The organism is Acidovorax sp. SRB_14 (assembly GCF_012932145.1).
Lineage (GTDB): Bacteria > Pseudomonadota > Gammaproteobacteria > Burkholderiales > Burkholderiaceae_C > Simplicispira.
This window is the reverse complement of the sequence record NZ_MWOK01000011.1, coordinates 105,984-124,098: the sequence shown is the minus strand read 5'-3', so window position 1 is coordinate 124,098 and position 18,115 is coordinate 105,984. Positions and strand designations below refer to the sequence as shown.

At 64.2% G+C, this 18,115-nt stretch carries 20 protein-coding genes and 1 pseudogene; 15 read left to right on the top strand and 6 right to left on the bottom strand.

Translation table 11 applies throughout. The features are described from left to right. Positions 1 to 95: 95 nt before the first annotated feature. Positions 96 to 371, bottom strand: coding sequence for a hypothetical protein (locus B2J86_RS10735; RefSeq protein ID WP_173025468.1), 276 nt, complete (start codon positions 369 to 371; stop codon positions 96 to 98). A 1-nt stretch (position 372) separates the two neighbouring features. On the opposite strand from B2J86_RS10735, the pseudogene B2J86_RS10730 reads away from it, so the two are divergent. Next, positions 373 to 558, top strand: a pseudogene (locus tag B2J86_RS10730) (transposase); the annotation flags it as partial. A 289-nt stretch (positions 559 to 847) separates the two neighbouring features. On the opposite strand, the gene phnN reads toward B2J86_RS10730, so the two are convergent. From phnN to phnF, 3 genes are read right to left on the bottom strand one after another with little or no spacing between them, the layout of a single operon-like run. Beyond that, positions 848 to 1,411 carry a phosphonate metabolism protein/1,5-bisphosphokinase (PRPP-forming) PhnN gene (phnN, locus tag B2J86_RS10725; protein ID WP_371736406.1) on the bottom strand — a complete coding sequence of 188 codons (564 nt, stop codon included), beginning with the start codon at positions 1,409 to 1,411 and terminating at the stop codon, positions 848 to 850. Next, positions 1,408 to 2,145 (bottom strand): DUF1045 domain-containing protein, encoded by a 738-nt coding sequence (locus tag B2J86_RS10720; RefSeq protein ID WP_173025543.1) that lies wholly within the window; start codon positions 2,143 to 2,145, stop codon positions 1,408 to 1,410. Before B2J86_RS10720 ends, phnN begins: the two co-directional genes overlap by 4 nt. After that, the gene (gene phnF, locus B2J86_RS10715) at positions 2,132 to 2,902 is read right to left on the bottom strand and encodes a phosphonate metabolism transcriptional regulator PhnF (RefSeq protein ID WP_173025542.1); all 771 of its coding nucleotides are present in this window, start codon (positions 2,900 to 2,902) and stop codon (positions 2,132 to 2,134) included. Before phnF ends, B2J86_RS10720 begins: the two co-directional genes overlap by 14 nt. A 76-nt stretch (positions 2,903 to 2,978) precedes the next feature. On the opposite strand from phnF, the gene phnG reads away from it, so the two are divergent. From phnG to B2J86_RS10655, 12 genes are all read left to right on the top strand, one after another. After that, entirely contained in the window at positions 2,979 to 3,503 is a 525-nt protein-coding gene (gene phnG, locus B2J86_RS10710) for a phosphonate C-P lyase system protein PhnG (protein ID WP_173025541.1), read from the top strand. Then, positions 3,500 to 4,141 (top strand): phosphonate C-P lyase system protein PhnH, encoded by a 642-nt coding sequence (phnH, locus tag B2J86_RS10705; protein WP_173025540.1) that lies wholly within the window; start codon positions 3,500 to 3,502, stop codon positions 4,139 to 4,141. Before phnG ends, phnH begins: the two co-directional genes overlap by 4 nt. Positions 4,142 to 4,146: 5 nt before the next feature. After that, positions 4,147 to 5,262 carry a carbon-phosphorus lyase complex subunit PhnI gene (locus tag B2J86_RS10700; protein WP_173025539.1) on the top strand — a complete coding sequence of 372 codons (1,116 nt, stop codon included), beginning with the start codon at positions 4,147 to 4,149 and terminating at the stop codon, positions 5,260 to 5,262. Beyond that, positions 5,259 to 6,170 (top strand): alpha-D-ribose 1-methylphosphonate 5-phosphate C-P-lyase PhnJ, encoded by a 912-nt coding sequence (locus tag B2J86_RS10695; RefSeq protein ID WP_305792581.1) that lies wholly within the window; start codon positions 5,259 to 5,261, stop codon positions 6,168 to 6,170. Before B2J86_RS10700 ends, B2J86_RS10695 begins: the two co-directional genes overlap by 4 nt. Beyond that, positions 6,167 to 6,625: a GNAT family N-acetyltransferase gene (locus B2J86_RS10690; RefSeq protein ID WP_173025538.1), complete on the top strand. Its 459-nt coding sequence runs from the start codon at positions 6,167 to 6,169 to the stop codon at positions 6,623 to 6,625. The genes B2J86_RS10695 and B2J86_RS10690 overlap by 4 nt, the downstream gene beginning before the upstream one ends. Before the next feature lies 1 nt (position 6,626). Further along, on the top strand, positions 6,627 to 7,418 hold the full coding sequence (phnK, locus tag B2J86_RS10685) for a phosphonate C-P lyase system protein PhnK (protein ID WP_173025537.1): 792 nt from the start codon (positions 6,627 to 6,629) through the stop codon (positions 7,416 to 7,418). 2 nt (positions 7,419 to 7,420) lie between these two features. After that, complete coding sequence (gene phnL, locus B2J86_RS10680; RefSeq protein WP_173025536.1) at positions 7,421 to 8,146, top strand: phosphonate C-P lyase system protein PhnL; 726 nt, start codon at positions 7,421 to 7,423, stop codon at positions 8,144 to 8,146. Next, positions 8,143 to 9,300, top strand: a complete 1,158-nt coding sequence (locus B2J86_RS10675; protein ID WP_173025535.1) for an alpha-D-ribose 1-methylphosphonate 5-triphosphate diphosphatase — start codon at positions 8,143 to 8,145, stop codon at positions 9,298 to 9,300. Before phnL ends, B2J86_RS10675 begins: the two co-directional genes overlap by 4 nt. Before the next feature lie 157 nt (positions 9,301 to 9,457). Next, entirely contained in the window at positions 9,458 to 10,327 is an 870-nt protein-coding gene (gene phnC, locus B2J86_RS10670) for a phosphonate ABC transporter ATP-binding protein (RefSeq protein ID WP_173025534.1), read from the top strand. 75 nt (positions 10,328 to 10,402) lie between these two features. After that, complete coding sequence (gene phnD, locus B2J86_RS10665) at positions 10,403 to 11,350, top strand: phosphonate ABC transporter substrate-binding protein (RefSeq protein WP_173025533.1); 948 nt, start codon at positions 10,403 to 10,405, stop codon at positions 11,348 to 11,350. A 35-nt stretch (positions 11,351 to 11,385) separates the two neighbouring features. Further along, positions 11,386 to 12,192, top strand: a complete 807-nt coding sequence (gene phnE, locus B2J86_RS10660) for a phosphonate ABC transporter, permease protein PhnE (RefSeq protein WP_173025532.1) — start codon at positions 11,386 to 11,388, stop codon at positions 12,190 to 12,192. A gap of 2 nt (positions 12,193 to 12,194) precedes the next feature. Continuing rightward, on the top strand, positions 12,195 to 12,764 hold the full coding sequence (locus B2J86_RS10655; RefSeq protein WP_173025531.1) for an HD domain-containing protein: 570 nt from the start codon (positions 12,195 to 12,197) through the stop codon (positions 12,762 to 12,764). 281 nt (positions 12,765 to 13,045) lie between these two features. Here the strand turns inward: B2J86_RS10655 and B2J86_RS10650 are convergent, their stop codons facing one another. Further along, entirely contained in the window at positions 13,046 to 14,203 is a 1,158-nt protein-coding gene (locus B2J86_RS10650) for a PIN domain-containing protein (protein ID WP_173025530.1), read from the bottom strand. Between the two features lie 398 nt (positions 14,204 to 14,601). Here B2J86_RS10650 and B2J86_RS10645 point away from each other — a divergent pair, with 398 nt between their 5' ends. Continuing rightward, positions 14,602 to 15,645 (top strand): IS110 family transposase, encoded by a 1,044-nt coding sequence (locus B2J86_RS10645; protein WP_173025529.1) that lies wholly within the window; start codon positions 14,602 to 14,604, stop codon positions 15,643 to 15,645. 523 nt (positions 15,646 to 16,168) lie between these two features. On the opposite strand, the gene B2J86_RS10640 is transcribed toward B2J86_RS10645, so the two are convergent. Next, positions 16,169 to 16,924 (bottom strand): SDR family NAD(P)-dependent oxidoreductase, encoded by a 756-nt coding sequence (locus tag B2J86_RS10640; protein WP_173025528.1) that lies wholly within the window; start codon positions 16,922 to 16,924, stop codon positions 16,169 to 16,171. A gap of 158 nt (positions 16,925 to 17,082) precedes the next feature. Here B2J86_RS10640 and B2J86_RS10635 point away from each other — a divergent pair, with 158 nt between their 5' ends. Beyond that, positions 17,083 to 18,057: a tripartite tricarboxylate transporter substrate binding protein gene (locus B2J86_RS10635; protein ID WP_173025527.1), complete on the top strand. Its 975-nt coding sequence runs from the start codon at positions 17,083 to 17,085 to the stop codon at positions 18,055 to 18,057. Positions 18,058 to 18,115: the final 58 nt, after the last annotated feature.

Here is an 18,115-nt window from a genome sequence, read left to right as displayed (position 1 = left end):
CATTTTTATTGCTCCGGACCTGTGAACTATGAAATTCAGCCTGCGGACACACAGTGCGCTGAGGGCCGAAAAGGTTAAGACTTCACAGGGCCGGATCAATAGTTGCTCGGCGTCGCCAATGCCCTGAAGCCTAACTGTTGAGCCGGCGGCTCATCTCCGAACGAGCGGTAGTAGATGCGGCCATCGCTGCCGATCGGGACAAAGTTCGTTGTGGCCAGCCATCCCCGCACCCGGTGCATCGCGGAGATGAAGGCCGGCATCACATCGACATAAACGCTCGCAACATCGAAGCCCTCCCTGTTTGCCACAGTCGATATGTCGGCAAAGCGCAGGTCCTGCTCCCACAGCGCGCCGATGGTGACCGTGCGCAAGAGCACCATCGAGCACGTCTTTGGCACCCTAAAACACTGGATGGGCTGGACGCACTTTCTGACGAGCGGAATCCAGAACGTGGCGACGGAAATGGGCCTGAACGTGCTGGCGTACAACTTCAAACTCGTCCTGAGCATCCTCGGCTTTGAGCAGACAAAGAAGGCAATGCTTCTGCTGAGGGCGTAAGGTGCCCTTTTGACGGTCTATATTGTGCCGAGAGGGTCTGCGATTGACCTCCAGGGGCCCCACAGCGGCTCGTCGTCCCCAAAAACTTCAAATTCCCGGCTGAACACTGGAAACTGAAAGCCACACGTTCATCTCACGGCTTTCTCACGCGTTATCACACAGCCTCGCTGCAAAGCCGACCTAGCTTGGTGTACCGCGGGATGAACTACAGGCTTCAAACCATGCGGCTGAGTCGGAAATGCAGAAAAATGACCTGCTGGTGCGGCATCGGGTAATTTTGCAAGCGTTGTCAGACCGGCCATTTCGACAGTTGTCGTAATGCAGCAAGCAGTTCATTGCCGGCGTAGTCGAGTGTGCGGTCGTTGTGCACTTCAATACTGGCGCTGCCAGTGGGCGGCCTGAACGCCATGGCGCGTTGCACGCGAGCTTCGATCCGCTCCGGCGTCTCACGGCCCCGCAATAAGAGGCGCTGGCGCAGCACTTGTGGATTGGCCGTGATGTGGACGCCAACTATGTGGGCAAACTGCTTCTGCGCGTCTGACCAATAGCCTCGCGAGCCGTTGATTAACACCCATTGGCCATGCTCGGCCGGTGCCAGCTGTGCATGACGGATGCCATAGTCCAGACCATTGGCTGTCCAATGCAGGGCAAACGCTCCGCTGTCGCGCAAGCTGGCAAATTCCTCTGGTAAGACACTTTCGTGATTCTCGCCGCCGGGCACGACCTTGCGGCTAATCGTGCGTTGGCTCCAGTGCACTGGGGCGCTTGGGGGCAAGCGCGCGCGTAACCAATCCAGCAGGCTGTCTTTGCCTGCGCCCGACGGCCCCATGACGTAGATAAGACGTGCCGTCACTGGCCTAACCCCACGTGGTCTACCAGCGCGAAGTCCGCGCCTGGCGTGGGCTCGGCAAACAGCGCAAGGCTACTGAACTGCAGGGCAGGCAGGTCGGCAAAGAATTGCTCTGCCGCATCGTGCACCCGCGCCACCGTGGCCGGGTCCGTACCGGTCAGTGCGCCGGTAAGCGACATGTGAAAGCGATATTCCTCAAACACAAACGGGTAGCCCCATTGCCGCAGCAGCTCGTCCTGGCGTGGCGTCAGGCCGGCGGCACGACGTCGCGCAAGCTCTTGATCGGAGAGTGCCGCTGACAGCGGCTGTAGCTGAGTCACGCAGGCGTCGGTAGCGGCCTGGATGTCAGCATTGGCCGCATGCTGGGCCATCGGCACGAGCGCGAGAAAGTCGTCGACACGCTGCACCTGCAAGGGCGGCAGCTGAAACCGACGCAGTCCCTTGGCCAAACTCCGCACAGCGTGCTGCAGGGTGAGCCAGTCCACGTCCGGTGCCAGGGCGAACGGTGCCTTGAGCGTGGCGTGCCAACCATAGCGGCGCGGTGCGGCGGTAAGCTGCTCAAGTTGGGTCCGCGTCACGCCATCGATGTCGAGTTGCGGCAATGGCTGCCCACGCGCGGCGCACCGGCCCACCCAGTGGCTGCCGGCCCGCCAGGCCAGGGTGGCTGGCTCGGGTGCGAAATACACCGCGTAGCGGTGCGCGGCGACAGGGAAGGGCGGGGTGTTACTGATCGTCATGGGTGATGGTGAGCTTGACGCGGTCTCCGGCAAACCAGGCGTGCGCAAATTCAATAGGCGTGCCGGCCAGATCCACGTTCAGGCTTTTGACGAGCAGGACGGGGCGCGTAGCTGGCTGCCGCAGTTCGGCGGCAACAACGGCATCGGGCAGTTCCGCGGTGATGCGGCTTTCGCGGCGCGTGTAGTCGGCCACGCCGTGTGCTGCGAAGCCTGCAGTAATGGAACCCGTCTCGCGCACCACATCCGCGAGACGCTCAAAGCGGGGCAAGGGGAAGTAGCGCTCGCTCACGTGCAGGGGCTGTCCCTCGGCCTGTCCGATGACGCGCAACGCCAATAGCGGGCTGCGCGTGCGCACCTGCAATGCTTTCGCCACTGCAGCCGTGGCGCGCACCTGCTTTTCCTCCAGCACCACCAGGCTGCCGCGCAAGCCGGCCTGGGCCAGGCCTTGCTGGTGGCGCACGCGCTTGCCCAGCGCCAGGTCCACGGCGAAGTCTTCTACATAGGTACCGCTGCCCTGGGTGATGCGCACCAGACCCTGGCTGCACAGGCTGGCCAACGAGCGGCGGATGGTGTGCCGGTTCACGCCGAACTGCTCGGCAAGCGCGTGTTCCGAGGGCAGGCGCTCACCGGGGCAATAAATGCCGCTGCCGATGGATTCGGCCAGTTCGGCGGCGATGCGGGTCCAGAAGCTGTCGCGGGCCGGGCGGACGGCAGGCGCAGGGTTTGCAAAAAGTGGTGTGCTGGTGGTGGCTGTCATGAAACCTACATGAGCGCTATCTAAGCTGGCGGAAATTATTCAACTTGTCTATACAACTTTGAAGAGTACCACCCACATGTTTCAAGCCTTTGACAATTCCGGCCCAGGCAGGCCACTCTCGCGGGCGCACTGGATGGCGTTGCTGGCACGCGCGCCTGTCGAGATCCTGGAACCCGCGCTCAGTGAGCACGCGGCCCTCTCTGCGCGCTGGCTCCGCGCCCCAGAGACGGGTTTGATGATGGTGCAGGGCCGTGCTGGTGGCACCGGTGAGCGCTTCAACCTGGGCGAGGTGACGGTCACCCGCTGCGCACTTCGCGTGGGTGTGGACGGCGACGACGGAGCCGATCCCACCGTGGGGGTCGCCTATGTGCTGGGCCGGTCGCACCGCCAGGTGCGCCTGGCCGCCTTGGCCGATGCGCTGCTGCAGGACCCGGCGCACCAGGCTGCGCTCGATACCAGCCTGCTCGACCCCATCCGCCAGCATCTGGCCCAGGCGCAATCCGCACGCCAGGTCAGCGCAGCAAGCACGCGGGTCGACTTCTTCACGGTGGCCCGCGAAAGCGGGAGCATTAACGACGATGGTGAGGAGGATCAGGAATGAGCCCCACCCCTACCACTTCACTGGCCGCACTTGGTGCCGGCTTTTCCAGTGAGGCCCTGGGCAGCCAGGGCGTTTTCCGCTCGGTGCTCACTGCGTTGTCCCAGCCCGGTGATCCGGTGGCCATTGCGCACGATGCCGAGGTGCCTGCCACCGGCCACGCCGCATCGGCTGTAGTGCTGTTGGCCCTGCTCGACAGCGAATGCACGCTGTGGCTGTCGCCCACGTTGGCGGCCAGCCAGGCCGGTGTGTGGCTGCGCTTTCACACCGGCTGTGTGCTGGTGGATGCGCCCGAAGTGGCACGTTTTGCCTGGGTGGCCGCGGGCGATGCGCTTCCGGCACTGGCCAGGCTGCAGTGCGGCAGCGATGAGTACCCGGACCAGTCCGCCACCTGTGTTATCGACGTGGCCGTGCTGGCGCCGGCCGTGGAGGGGTCGGGCAACTGGCGCCTCACGGGCCCCGGCATCCGCAGTGCGCAGCACCTTCTCGTGGCCGGCTTGCCGGGCGACTTCGCTGCGCAGTGGACCGAGAACCACGGTGCGTTCCCGCGGGGGGTGGACGTGGTGCTGGCGACGGCCACGCACATCGCCGGCCTGCCGCGCACCACCCGTATCGATTCACTATCCAACGCGGAGGCCTGAAGCCCATGTACGTTGCCGTCAAGGGCGGGGAAACCGCCATCCTCAACAGCTACCGCCTGCTGGCCGAGCAGCGCCGGGGCGACACTGCCGAGCCTGAGCTTTCGGTGTCGCAGATCCGCGCGCAGCTCAAGCTGGCCGTGGACCGCGTGATGACCGAAGGTTCGGTGTACGACCCCGAGCTTGCAGCCCTGGCCATCAAGCAGGCCTCGGGCGACTTGGTCGAAGCCATCTTTTTGCTGCGCGCCTACCGTGCCACGCTGCCGCGCCTGGGCACCACACAGCCGCTGGACACGGCGCGCATGCAGCTGGCCCGGCGCATTTCGGCCACCTTCAAGGACCTGCCCGGCGGGCAGGTGCTGGGCCCCACCTACGACTACACCCAGCGGCTGCTTGACTTCACGCTGCTGGCGCAAGGCGAGGCGCCGAGCGCAGCGCCAGCTCCGACGCCCACGGTCGATGCGCCGGCCACTACGCCACGCGTGGTGGACCTGCTCAATCAGGAAGGGTTGATCGAAACCCGCCCCGTGCCCCCCGGCGACCCCGCCCCGGCCGACCTCACGCGCGAGCCGCTGCGCTTTCCGGCCAACCGCGCCACGCGCCTGCAGAACCTGGCGCGCGGCGACGAGGGCTTTCTGCTGGCCATGGCGTATTCCACGCAGCGCGGTTATGCGCACTCGCACCCCTTCGTGGGCGAGCTGCGCCTGGGCACGGCGGCCGTGGAAGTCGTGCCCGAGGAATTGGGCTTTGCCATCTCCATCGGCGACATGGAAATCACCGAGTGCGAGATGGTCAACCAGTTTGCGGGCAGCAAGCACCAGCCGCCACAGTTCACGCGCGGCTACGGCCTGGCGTTCGGCCACAGCGAGCGCAAGGCCATGGCCATGAGCCTGGTGGACCGCGCCCTGCGCGCCGACGAGCTGGGCGAGCCGGTGGAGTCGCCCGCGCAGATGCAGGAGTTCGTGCTCTCGCACAGCGACAGCCTCGAAGCTTCGGGCTTCGTGCAGCATCTGAAGCTGCCGCACTACGTGGACTTCCAGTCCGAGCTGGAGCTGGTGCGCCGCATGCGCGCCACTGCCGCAGCCATCACTTCGGACGACACGAACCCAGGAGACGACGCATGAACGCGCCCCACGAGCCCGCGCTGATGGGCCTGCCCCAGGACGCCGCGCCCACCGACGGCAACTTCAACTTCGCCTACCTGGACGAGCGCACCAAGCGCATGATCCGCCGCGCCATCCTCAAGGCGGTCGCCATCCCCGGCTACCAAGTGCCCTTCGGCTCGCGCGAGATGCCGCTGCCCTATGGCTGGGGCACGGGCGGCATCCAGGTCACTGCGGCCATCATCGGGCCCGAGGATTGCCTGAAGGTCATCGACCAGGGCTCGGACGACACCGTCAATGCGGTCAACATCCGCCGCTTCTTCGAACGCACCACGGGCGTGGATACCACCACGCGCACGGTCGAGGCCACGCTGATCCAGACGCGCCACCGCATCCCCGAGACCCCGCTGGCCGAAGGCCAGGTCATCGTCTACCAGGTGCCGGTGCCCGAGCCCATGCAGCGCCTGGAGCCGCGCGAGACCGAGACGCGCACCCTGCACGGCCTGGCCGAGTACGGGCTCATGCACGTCAAGCTCTACGAGGACATCGCGCGCTACGGCCACATCGCCACCACGTACGACTACCCGGTGCTGGTCAATGGCCGCTACGTGATGGCACCGTCGCCCATCCCCAAGTTCGACAACCCCAAGATGCACATGAACCCTGCGCTGCAGCTCTTCGGCGCGGGCCGCGAAAAGCGCATCTACGCCGTGCCGCCCTACACCCCGGTGGAAAGCCTGGGCTTCGAGGACCACCCCTTCGAGGTGCAGCGCTGGGATGCTGCTTGCGCCCTGTGCGGCGCCACCGACAGTTTTCTCGACGAGGTCATCACCGACGACCAGGGCACGCGCTTGCATGTGTGCTCGGACTCGGACTACTGCCAGGAGCGCCAAGCTGCGGGGACCGCCTCCGAAAAGGTGCCCGCGTGAGCACGGTGACCCTGCGCGAGGCCACCGAGGCCGACCTGGACGAGGTGCTGGCCCTGTATCAGGGCATCGAGGACAGCCCTGAGCTCGTGCTGAGCCTGGCGGATGCCAAGGCCATGCTGGCGCAGTTCCGCGCGTACCCGAGCTACCGCCTGTGGGTGGCCTGCCATAGCGCCGCGCCCGGCGCCGCCGTGGTCGGCACCTATGCGCTCCTGGTCATGCACAACCTTGCCCACCGCGGCGCACCCTCCGCCATCGTCGAAGACGTCGTGGTCGCCGCCGACCGCAAGGGCCAGGGCATCGGCCGCCAGATGATGGCGCACGCCATGCAGCTGGCGCGCGAAGCCGGTTGCTACAAGCTGGCCCTGTCGTCCCACCGCAAGCGCACCGATGCGCATGCTTTCTATGAATCCCTGGGCTTTGCGCAGCACGGCCTGAGCTTCTCGATTGAACCTTGACATGGACGCTACCCTTTCAACCCCCACCCCCCTGCTCAGTGTGCGCGGCATCAGCAAGCGCTACGGCCAGCGCGTTGCGTTGCAGGATGCGTCGTTCGATCTGTGGCCCGGCGAGGTGCTGGCCGTGGTCGGCGAGTCCGGCTCCGGCAAGTCCACCTTGCTCAATGCCGTGGCCGCGCGCAGCCGCCCCGATGCGGGCAGCGTGCAGTTCCAGGCGCGCGACGGAAGCCTGCAGGACGTGCTCGCCATGGGCGAGGCGCAGCAGCGCCTGCTGGCCCGCACCGACTGGGGCTTCGTGCACCAGAACGCGGCCGACGGCCTGCGCATGGATGTCTCCGCCGGGGCCAACGTGGGCGAGCGGCTCATGGGCCTGGGCGAGCGCCATTACGGCCGCCTGCGCGCCACTGCCACCGAATGGCTGCAGCGCGTGGAGATCGATGCGAGCCGCATCGACGACGCGCCGCGCGCCTTCTCGGGCGGCATGCGCCAGCGCCTGCAGATCGCCCGCAACCTGGTCACCCAGCCGCGCCTGGTATTCATGGACGAACCCACCTCGGGGCTCGACGTGTCGGTGCAGGCGCGTCTGTTGGACCTGCTGCGCCAGCTCACGCGGCAGATGCAGCTGGCGGCCATCGTCGTTACGCACGACCTGGCCGTGGCCCGCCTGCTGGCCCACCGCATGGTGGTGATGCAGCGCGGCCGCGTGGTCGAGTCCGGCCTCACCGACCAGGTGCTCGACGACCCCCAGCACCCTTACACCCAGCTCCTCGTTTCCTCGGTACTGCAACCATGATGATGAACACACCCGCACCCATCCTGCAGATGACAGGGGTGGCCAAGCGCTTCACCCTGCATCACCAGAACAGCGTCGAGCTGCCCGTGCTCGGCAACGTGGACCTCCGCGTTGACCCCGGCGAATGCGTGGTGCTCGACGGGCCTTCGGGCATGGGCAAGAGCACGCTGCTCAAGCTGATCTACGCCAACTACCGCGCCAATGCCGGCAGCATTACCGTGCAGCCCGCCAATGGCCCGGCAGTAAACGTGACCCAAGCCAGCCCGCGCGCCCTGGTGCAGCTGCGCCGCGACACCGTGGGCTACGTCAGCCAGTTCCTGCGTGTGATCCCCCGAGTGAGCGCGCTCGACGTGGTGGCCGAACCGCTGGCCGAAGACGCTGGCGACGATGCCGTGGCGCTGGAAGCCGCACGCGAAGCGGCGCGCCAGTGGCTCACGCGCCTGCGCATCCCTGAGAGGCTGTGGCACCTGCCGCCGGCCACCTTCTCAGGCGGCGAGCAGCAGCGCATCAACATCGCGCGCAACATGATTAAGCCCAAGCCCCTCTTGCTGCTCGACGAGCCCACAGCGTCGCTAGACGCAGCCAATACCGACACGGTCATCGCCCTGGTTCGCGAGGCCGTAGCGCGCGGTGCCGCGCTGGTCGGAATCTTCCACGACGCGCACGTGGGCACCGCCGTTGCCACGCGCCGCGTGAACGTGGCCGACTTCCGCGGGGTGGCCGCATGAGCGCCACTACAGTCTTTCGCAATGCCCGCATGGTGCTGCCCGGCGAGGTGGTGCAGGGCTCGCTGTCGGTGCAGGGCGGGCGCATTGCCTCCCTGGACTCGGGCGGCACGTCCGCGTTGCAGGGCATCAACCTGGGGGGTGACTACCTGCTGCCGGGCCTGGTGGAGGTACACACCGACAACTTCGAGCGTCACCTGATGCCGCGCCCCAAGGTGCAGTGGGCCCCGATGCCGGCCCTGCTGGCACATGACGCCGAGATTGCCGCGGCAGGCATCACCACAGTTCTTGATGCGCTGGGAGTGGGCGAGGCTGACGTGGACAGCCTGCGCGGCAGCGCGTGGAACCGCGTGTTAGAGACCATTGACACCTGCACCGAGCGCAACCTGCTGCGCGCCGACCACCACCTGCACGTGCGCTGCGAGCTGCCCGCGCCCAACACCATCGACCTGTTCGGCCCGTTCCATGGGCACCAGCGCCTTTCGCTGATTTCGCTGATGGATCACACGCCGGGCCAGCGCCAGTGGGAGAACATCGAGCAGGCGCGTACCTACTACACCGGCAAAAAGGGCTGGAGCAGTGAGAAGTTCGAGCGCCAGGTGGAGCATGCGGCCACCCTTCAGGCGCAATACGCCGAGCCGCACCGTGCCTACTTCGTGGACTACTGCCGCACCCACGGCATCGCGCTGGCAAGCCACGACGACACCACGGTGGCGCACGTCGATCAGGCCCATGCTGAGGGCGCAGCCATGTCTGAGTTTCCGACCACGCTGGCGGCAGCTCAGGCGGCGCACGCGCGCGGCCTGCTGACCGTGATGGGCGCGCCCAACGTGGTGCGCGGCGGCTCGCACTCAGGCAACGTGGCGGCGGACGAGCTGGCGCGCCAGGGCCTGCTGGACATCCTCTCGTCCGACTATGTGCCGGGCAGCCTGCTCAGCGCAGTGATGCGCCTGGTTCACGACGGCATTCTGACGCTGCCTCAGGCCGTGGCAACCGTCACGCGCAACCCGGCCCGCGCTTCGGGTATGGAGGACCGGGGCGAACTGAACCCGGGCCTGCGCGCTGACCTGGTCCAGGTACACATGGCGCCTCTGCCCGATGGCTCGCAGCAGGCCGTAGTGCGCGGTCTGTGGCGCGAAGGGCAGCGCGTGCTGTGAACTATTGGAAAGTGCGCTGTTGGCTATCGAAAAAATAGCAATCTCTTACGGCGGAGGGGTCTGCGCTGCCTTGACTTTCAAACTTCTCGCGACTGTCAAACCACTGTCACAGCCCGCTTCCACACTGCACTTGTATAGACGACTTGGAGCTCTTCTCATGACCATCGCATTGCGCATCCAGCAACTGAACAAGCATTTCGCCAATGGCAAGCACGCACTGCGCGACATTGACCTCACGGTCCATGCCGGCGAGATGGTGGCGCTGATAGGAGCCTCGGGTTCCGGCAAATCCACGCTGCTGCGCCATGTGGCCGGGCTGGTGGTGGCCGACGGCGACAGCCGCTCGTTGATTGAGATCGACGGCCGCTGCGTACAGCAGGGCGGGCGCGTCCACCGCGACATCCGCAAGGTGCGCTCGCAGGTGGGCTTCGTATTCCAACAGTTCAATCTGGTGGACCGCCTGCCGGTGATGATGAATGTTCTGGTGGGCCTGCTGCACCGCACCCCCCGCTGGCGGTCCTGGCTGCGTGTGTTCCACCCGCAGGAGCGCGCCCTGGCGCTGGAAGCACTGGCCCGCGTGGGCATTGCCGATTGCCATGCGCAGCGAGCCTCCACCCTCTCGGGCGGGCAGCAGCAGCGCGCCGCCATTGCCCGCACCCTGGTGCAGGGCGCCAAGGTGGTGCTGGCCGACGAACCGATTGCATCGCTTGACCCGGAATCCTCGCGCAAGGTCATGGATATCCTGGCGCGCATCAACCGCGAGGACGGCAGCACCGTCATCGTCTCGCTGCACCAGGTGGATGTGGCCATCAAATACTGCCCCCGCGTGATTGCCTTGCACCAAGGCCGCGTGGTCTATGACGGCCCTTCGGCTGCCCTTACGCCCGCGCTGCTGCGCCAGCTGTATGGCGCACACGCTGAAGAGCTTCTTGCAGGAGCTGTGCCTCCCGCCGTCGCGATAGTGCCCACGCCAGTTCCGCAGCCGGTGCCCGGCTGGGCCTCGCAGCCGCTGGCCCATGCCGCTTGAGGCGCAACCGCGTTCCCTGCAGCACTTTCCCCTCCGTTCTTCACTTCTCCTCGTTTCCACTCTTCGGGAGTTACCATGATTAAGAAACTGTGCGCAGCCCTGGCCCTCGGCCTCGGCCTCACTACGGGCACCATTGCCCAAGACATCAACTTCGGCATCATCTCGACCGAAGCGTCGCAGAACCTCAAGGCAGACTGGCAGCCGCTACTGGACGACATGGCCAAGCAGACGGGCATGAAGGTGCGGGCCTTCTTTGCACCGGATTACGCCGGCATCATTGAAGGCATGCGTTTCAACAAGGTCCAGGTGGCCTGGCTGGGCAATAAGTCAGCCATGGAAGCCGTGGACCGTGCCAACGCGGAAGTGTTCGCGCAAATGGTGAATGCCGACGGAACGCAGGGCTACTACTCGCACTTGATCGTGCACAAGGACAGCCCCCTGGCCACGCTGGACGACGTGCTTAAGGCCGGCAAGTCGCTGAGCTTTGGCAATGGAGACCCTAACTCGACCTCTGGCTTCTTGGTCCCCGGCTACTACGCGTTCGCCCAGAACAAGGTCGACGCCAAAACCCACTTCAAGGTGGTGCGCAGCGCCAATCACGAGACCAACGCCCTGGCCGTGGCCAACAAGCAGGTGGATGTGGCGACCAACAACAGCGAAAACCTGGAAAAAATCAAGGAACGCCAGCCCGAGAAGTTCAAAGACATCAAGATTGTCTGGACCTCGCCGTTGATCGCACTCGACCCGCTGGTCATGCACAGGGACCTTCCTGAAGCCACCAAGACCAAGCTCAAGGACTTCTTCTACAACTACGCCAAGACCGATGCGCGGCAGAAAGAGGTCGTCATGAAGATTTCCAAACTCTCGGGTTTCAAGCCTTCAACCAACGCGCAGCTCACGCCCATCCGCCAGCTGGACCTGTTCGGCAAGCGCAACAAGATCGAAGCCGACGGCACGCTGGCTGACGCCGACAAAAAGACCCGCCTGGCAGAGATCGACCAGCAGCTCGCGTCCTTGAAGTAATCACTCCACCCAGCAATCTCCCGGCCCGTCTCACCATGTCTTCCGCTCTGACTCCCTCGCTCGCGTCCCTGACGAGCGCCGCCGCGCCCAAGCGCAGCCTTGTCTGGTATTTGTCCTGGGGCATCCTGTTGGTGGTGCTGGCCGCGTCGTGGAGGGGTGCAGACATGCGCCCGATGGATCTCATCAACGACTCGGGCAACATGGCGCAGTATGCTGCCGAGTTCTTCCCGCCCAACTTCGCGCAGTGGCAGCATTACGTGCAAGAGATGCTGGTCACCTTGCAGATCGCGCTGTGGGGCACGGCACTGGCCGTGGTTACCGCTGTTCCGCTGGCGCTGCTGGCCTCTACCAACATCGCACCCTGGTGGGTCAACCAGCCAGTGCGCCGGGTGCTCGATGCCTTTCGCGCTATCAACGAGATGGTGTTCGCAATGCTCTTCGTGGTGGCCGTAGGCCTGGGGCCGTTTGCCGGGGTGCTGGCGTTGTGGATCCACACCACCGGCACGTTGGCCAAGCTTTTTTCTGAAGCGGTTGAGGCCATTGACCCGCAGCCGGTGGAAGGCATCCGCTCCACCGGCGCCAGCGCCTTGCACGAAATCATCTACGGCGTGATACCGCAGGTGTTTCCGCTGTGGATTTCCTTCACGTTGTACAGATTCGAGGCCAACGTGCGCTCGGCCTCGGTCGTGGGCATGGTGGGCGCGGGCGGCATTGGCGTGGTGCTGTGGGAAATCATCCGGGGCTTCCAGTACGCGGAGACCTGCGCCGTCATGCTCATCATCGTGGTCACGGTGACGGTGATTGACCTGGTGTCGGCACGCATCCGCAAGGCGCTGGTGTAGACATGGCCTTGAGTCTTGACGATGTTGGCCATCTGCTTGCAACACGCGGGGGCAACCAGTATGGCGGCGAGGCCGTAACCCAGCTGGAGCACGCGCTGCAGTGCGCGCAATGGGCCGAGAAGTCGGGTGAAACGCCCGCCACGGTCGTGGCCGCGCTTCTGCACGACCTAGGGCATCTTTTGGCGCCGGGAGGCGACTCTACGCAGCACGACGATCTTCACCAGTACGTGGCCATACCGTTCCTGCGAGGGCTGCTACCCGACGCAGTGCTGGAGCCCATCCGCCTGCACGTGGACGCGAAGCGCTACCTGTGCGCTACAGAGTCTGGATATTGGGAAAGGCTGTCATCTGCATCGCAGCTTAGCCTGCATTTGCAGGGTGGCCCCTTCTTGCCGAAGGAGGCGATGCGATTTGCCGCTCAGCCATTTGCACAGGAGGCCATTCGCCTGCGCCGCTACGATGATCTTAGCAAGGTCAGCGGTGCAATCACGCTTCCCTTGGCGCACTACTTGGCCGTGGCGGACGTTGTTGCACAGGGGCCGCTCGCGCAAGCCACAGTGGTTCATTCCTAGGCTACCGCAACTCCATGGCGTTCTTAAACCATGCCTTTGCGACGCCCGGCCCGCGAGTCGTTGACATTCTATTTTTGGGCCAGAGGATCGAGCAGTAGTTCGTATGCGGAATTTCATTGGGCAGCGGCTGCTCCATCATCGGAGTACGGCACCTTATGAAAATGCAAGGCGCAGCGACCGCTTCAGGCTGACTGCCGACTGTCGCGCTAGGTCGGCGCGTGTCAGGTAAGGGACGGGAAGCAGCCGCCGGCTGAGGGATCTAGTCCAAATGCGCTCGTAGACTAATAGTCGTCCGGCGGCCCGTAGTCCAGCTCGACCTGAAATCCTTCGAGGGAGTAGTTGCCGTCAGCAATCTCGAAGTCGGTGTCCCAATCGCTCGGTTCGGTTTCCAGGTGCACGTCGGCGCAGGTGAGGAAGACGTCGACATCGACCTCTTCCTCGGTAGTGAATTCTTGCGCCCCAAGGCTCAGCTCCTCCCTGTCGATGGAGTCCCAAGCGAAGAATTCGACGGACACGTCAACGTTCGCCTTGACGCGCACGGTCAGTTCGACGATCCACGTCGTGGGTTCACCCTTCACAGACCAGACGCTGATATCTCCGTCAATGCTGTAACTTGCGACATGGGCATCGGAAGGCTCCGCTTCGAGACGGTGCGATGAGCCTGAGTAGACCTCTGAGGCGTCCCATTGCGCGTTTGCAATGTGTTGATTCAGCGCATCCGTGAGAGCGGTACCCAATGGAGAACCCGCGTCCTTGACGGCAGCAGCGATCTTCTCCTTAATGGAATTGGCGTGCTCGTTTGTCGCAGCGAAGAGAGCCGCCAACTCGTCGATCGAACTCGCGCAGTACAGCGTTTCCGACTCGGCCGCGTATTGTTTCCACCCATTGTCGTCCGACGCGATGATGCCGATGGTGTTATTGTCTTTGGCGTAACGCTCGAGCTGCCACAGGCACATGGCGTCGGGGAATTCCGCCTTCTTCTTCTCACTCAGTCCAAATGGGGGCCGCTGTGCAAAGTAGTCGGCGAACAGTTTGGCCACGGCGCTCGCACCTGTCGTGGGCAAGACGGCGCCGCGGCACTGGGCTGCATAGTCGTGAACCTGTTGGGTGAAGTGCTGAGTGGCCGCCTCGATCGCATTCAGCTCTTCGATGGAGCCTTGGACTTTTGAGACGTCCACAGTAGTCAGCCGTTGCAGATCATCGGCTGCACCCTTGAGCTGCTTGTGCGCCTTGTGCACTGAATCCATTCGGTGCTTCACGATTTCGCTCACCACAATCTCCGGCAATTGCAGTCCGATCGACTCGGGCAATTGATTCGGCAGCTGATGCAGTGCCCCTTGCGCGAAGTTGTAGCCGGCGGCCTGGATGAGGTTGGTGTCGATTGAAAAAAAGGTGACGTCTTCCCAAGCTTGGGTGGCGGTCGGTAGATCCTTAGGCATGCAGGATTATCAATCGCCGCCGGCTCCTGTGACCGCTTGGCCCCGAAGCTGACGTTAAACCAGGGGTCGACCAGCGTCGCCTAACGCTGCAAAGCCGACGTCGTCGATTGGGGTCGGCTTCAGGCTGGCTGCCTCATCCAGTTTTGGCGGACCGATGGCTGCCGCCATTACCGGTCATTGGGCTTTTCATGGGCCGAGTGACCGCTGCACTGCCAGGACCCACCATTTAGCAGAGCTATCGCATAGGGCGACCATGATCCGCGGCTCCACGCAGGTCAAGGCAGCTTTCACGGCCTGTGAACTAGCGGTACCGGCCAGAAGCATCGGTGATCGGGCGGGTTGATTGACCCGCAGAGTTCTCTTCCTAGACTCGTAAACCCACTACGAAGGAGAGTTCCATGACCTACTTCACCGGAATCGATGTGTCCCTGCGCTCCGTGTCGATCTGCATCGTGGACGACAAGGGCGAAGTCTGCCGCGAGGCCAAGCTCGATGCGCAGGTCGACGTTATCGCGGACTGGCTGCGCGCCTTCAGCCCGGACGTGACCTCTGTCGGATTCGAGGCCGGCGCCCTGAGCCAGTACCTCACTTACGGCCTGCAAGCAGCCGGCTTCGAAGTCATCTGCCTGGAAGCCCGGCAGGTCAAGAACACCCTCTCAGCGATGCGCAACAAGACCGATCGCAATGACGCGCGCGGTATCGCCAAGATCCTGCGCACCGGCTGGTACAGCCGCGTGCATATCAAGAGCCTGCACAGCCACCGCGTGCGTGCGCTGCTCGCCAGCCGCAAGGCCATCCTGAAGAAATGCGTCGACTTGGAGAACGAACTGCGGGGCCTGCTGCGCGTCTTCGGCACCCGCCTGGCGAGCCGGGTCGGCCATGGCGCCTTCGACGCCGAGGTGCGCGAGACCTTTGCGCATGACGAGATGCTCTCCTGCGCGCTCACGCCCTTGCTGGATGCACGCACTATGCTCTACAAGACCTACCTCAAGCTCGACAACGCCATCAAGGCGCTGGTCAAGGCCGACCCGCTGTGCACACGCCTGATGACGATTCCCGGCGTTGGGCCGGTCACCGCGCTGACCTTCAAGGCGGGCGTCGACGACCCGGCGCGCTTCAAGTCCTCGCGCAACGTCGCAGCCCACTTCGGCCTGACGCCCAAACGCTATCAGTCAGGCGAGGTCGACAACCCAGGCCACATCTCCCGAGCGGGTGATGCCGACGTGCGCAGCGCGCTCTACATTGCCGCGCACTCGCTGCTCACGCGCAATGCACAGTGGTCATCGCTCAAAGCCTGGGGCATGCGCCTGGCCAAGACGCGAGGCCATCGACGCGCGGTGATTGCCGTGGCCCGCAAGCTGGCGGTGATCCTGCATCGCATGTGGGTCGACGAGTCTGACTTCCGCTGGGGTCGGCAACCGCCAGAGGTGACGGCGGCCTGAAGCCTAAAGAAGGCCTGTCATGATCGAAAAACTGAAGGGAACCAGAGTTTGAGCGTCGAGGTGTAGACGATGGTCCGGATGAAGCCGTATATGACTGCTGCGCATCACAGCGCGTCCAAAAGCATGGCTCTTCCGTTCCTTCTGACCAATGTGTGCAGCGTCGGCCTCACGGCCGATCCCGACTGCGTAGACAAGCGTGAGCTGCACCGAGACGTTCTGTTCGACGTACCCAATGAATACCGAGACGCTGCGCACTTGACAAACGTGCCCGATCAGAGAAGCAGACATCCTGAAGCTTCAAGACGCCTTCGGCTATTCTTATCGACTTGAGTCCATTGGTCTTTAAGTTAGAAGGTGGATACGGTGCGCCTATCACAGAGGACTTGGCAAAAGTGCCGACGAGGTCGCCGAAGCGTCGAGCGCACTCCGTTGACTAACGCGCTATCGGCCAGGCCGATAGCGCACTCTGCACCCGAAGCTGCTAGGTTTTCCCGGCCACACCTGAGCGCTCTTGTTGCGGCACTCACAACATGGTTTCGCCACCGTTGACGTCTAGCACAGTGCCGGTCACGAAGGCCGCGAGGTCGCTGGTGAAGTAGGCCGCGGCGGCGGCCACTTCTTCCACTGTGCCGATCCGCCCTACCGGAATGCGGCGCACCGCCGCCTCCAGCACTTCCGGGGTGGACCGTCGGGCCAGGGGTGTCATGATCTGGCCAGGGGCGATGCAGTTGGCGGTGATGCCGTATGCGGCGTAGTCGCCGGCGAACTTGCGGGTCATGGCGATTACCGCGGCCTTGGAGGCCGAGTAGTGCGTGCCGGCGCGGTCCGAGTACGCGCGCGCCGCACGCGACGCGATATTGACGACGCGGCCCCACTTCTTCTCCTTCATCCCTCCAAGGAACCGCTGGCACAGCAAGAAGGGCGCGGTGGTGTTGATGCGAAACACCATTTCCCAGTCTTGCGCCGTAATGTCCTCGAAACCGGGAATGCGCCCATTGATCTTGGGATGGACGCCAGCGTTGTTGACCAGGATGTCGATGCCGCCGGTGAAAGTCAGGATGCGGTTGGCCACGTCGTCGATCTGCGCCAAGTCCGTTAAGTCGGCGACGAAGGCTTCGGCCTGCAGGTCCTCAGCGCGCATGGCCGCAGCAACCTCCTGCACCTGGTCGCTGCGATCTAGCAGGATCACGCGGTCGCCGCGGCGTGCAAGGGTTTCGGCGGTTTCGAGGCCGATGCCGCCGGCGGCGCCGGTAACGAGGGAAGTTCTGAAAGTGCTCATGGGTGTAGTACTAAAAAATGTGACAGGCTCATGCCAGCCTTGAAAATGTGGTCCGACCATAATATCATTGCGGAATGCGGTGATAAGCTTACCGCAGTGGATCCTTGTGAGAACGTTGGGTCCCTAGATAGGTCTGACCAAATTTAAAGGTAATTTCCATGACGATTTTCTCAAGGCGCCAACTGCTGGTCGGCGGCGCGCTCACGATGGCCGGACTGCCCCTCCAGGCGCAGAGCTATCCGCAACGCCCCGTGCGTATCCTGGTCGGTTATTCGCCCGGCGGTCCCACCGACATCGTGGCGCGCATGTTTGCCGAGAGGCTGGCCCGCACCCTGGGCCAGCCGGTCATTGTGGAGAATGTGCCCGGCGCCAACGGCGACATTGCGGCGCGCCAGATGCTGGCGCAACCGGCCGATGGCCACACACTGATGTGGGCCCCGACCGCGCAACTCGTGTTCAATCCGGCGACGCAGGAGAACCCTCGCTTCGATCCCGCGCGCGACTTCACGATGATCGGCGTGGCTTGCGGCTACGCTTACGTGGCGGTGGCGCCAAACTCGCTGCCCGTGCAGGACCTGCGCCAGTTCGCTGCCTATGCCAAGGCCAACCCCGGCAAGCTGGCCTACGCCTCGGCCGGGGGCGGAACGGGCAACCATCTTGCCGGCGAGTGGATCAACCGTACAGCCAAGCTGGACATGACACACGTGCCGTATAAGGGCGATGCCGCCTCCGTGGCCGACGTGGTCTCCGGCAACATTGCGCTGACCTTCAGCGCACCCAATGTCGCGTTGCCGCTGGTGAAGGCTGGAAGGCTCAAAGCGCTGGCCGTATCCACCCCGAAGCGGCAGGATGGACTGCCGGATGTCCCGACCATGCGCGAGTGCGGCTTCGACTTTACGATGGAACTGTTCAGTGGCCTGGTGGGCCGCGCCGGTCTGCCGGAGGACCTCGTGCGACGCCTCAACGCCGTGATCAACGAGACGGCTAGGGATCCCGAGATCATCGAGCGCCTTGCCAAGATGGCGCACTACCCGATGACCGGAACCCCCGGGAATTTCCACAACATGGTGAGCGCCCAAGGGCAGCGCTGGCGCGAGTTCGTCAAGACCGCGCAGATGCCTCTCGTAGAGTAACCGGACGCCAGGGCCATTGCGCCGCAGGCCGGCCGATGGCCCCTTTAACCACACATCT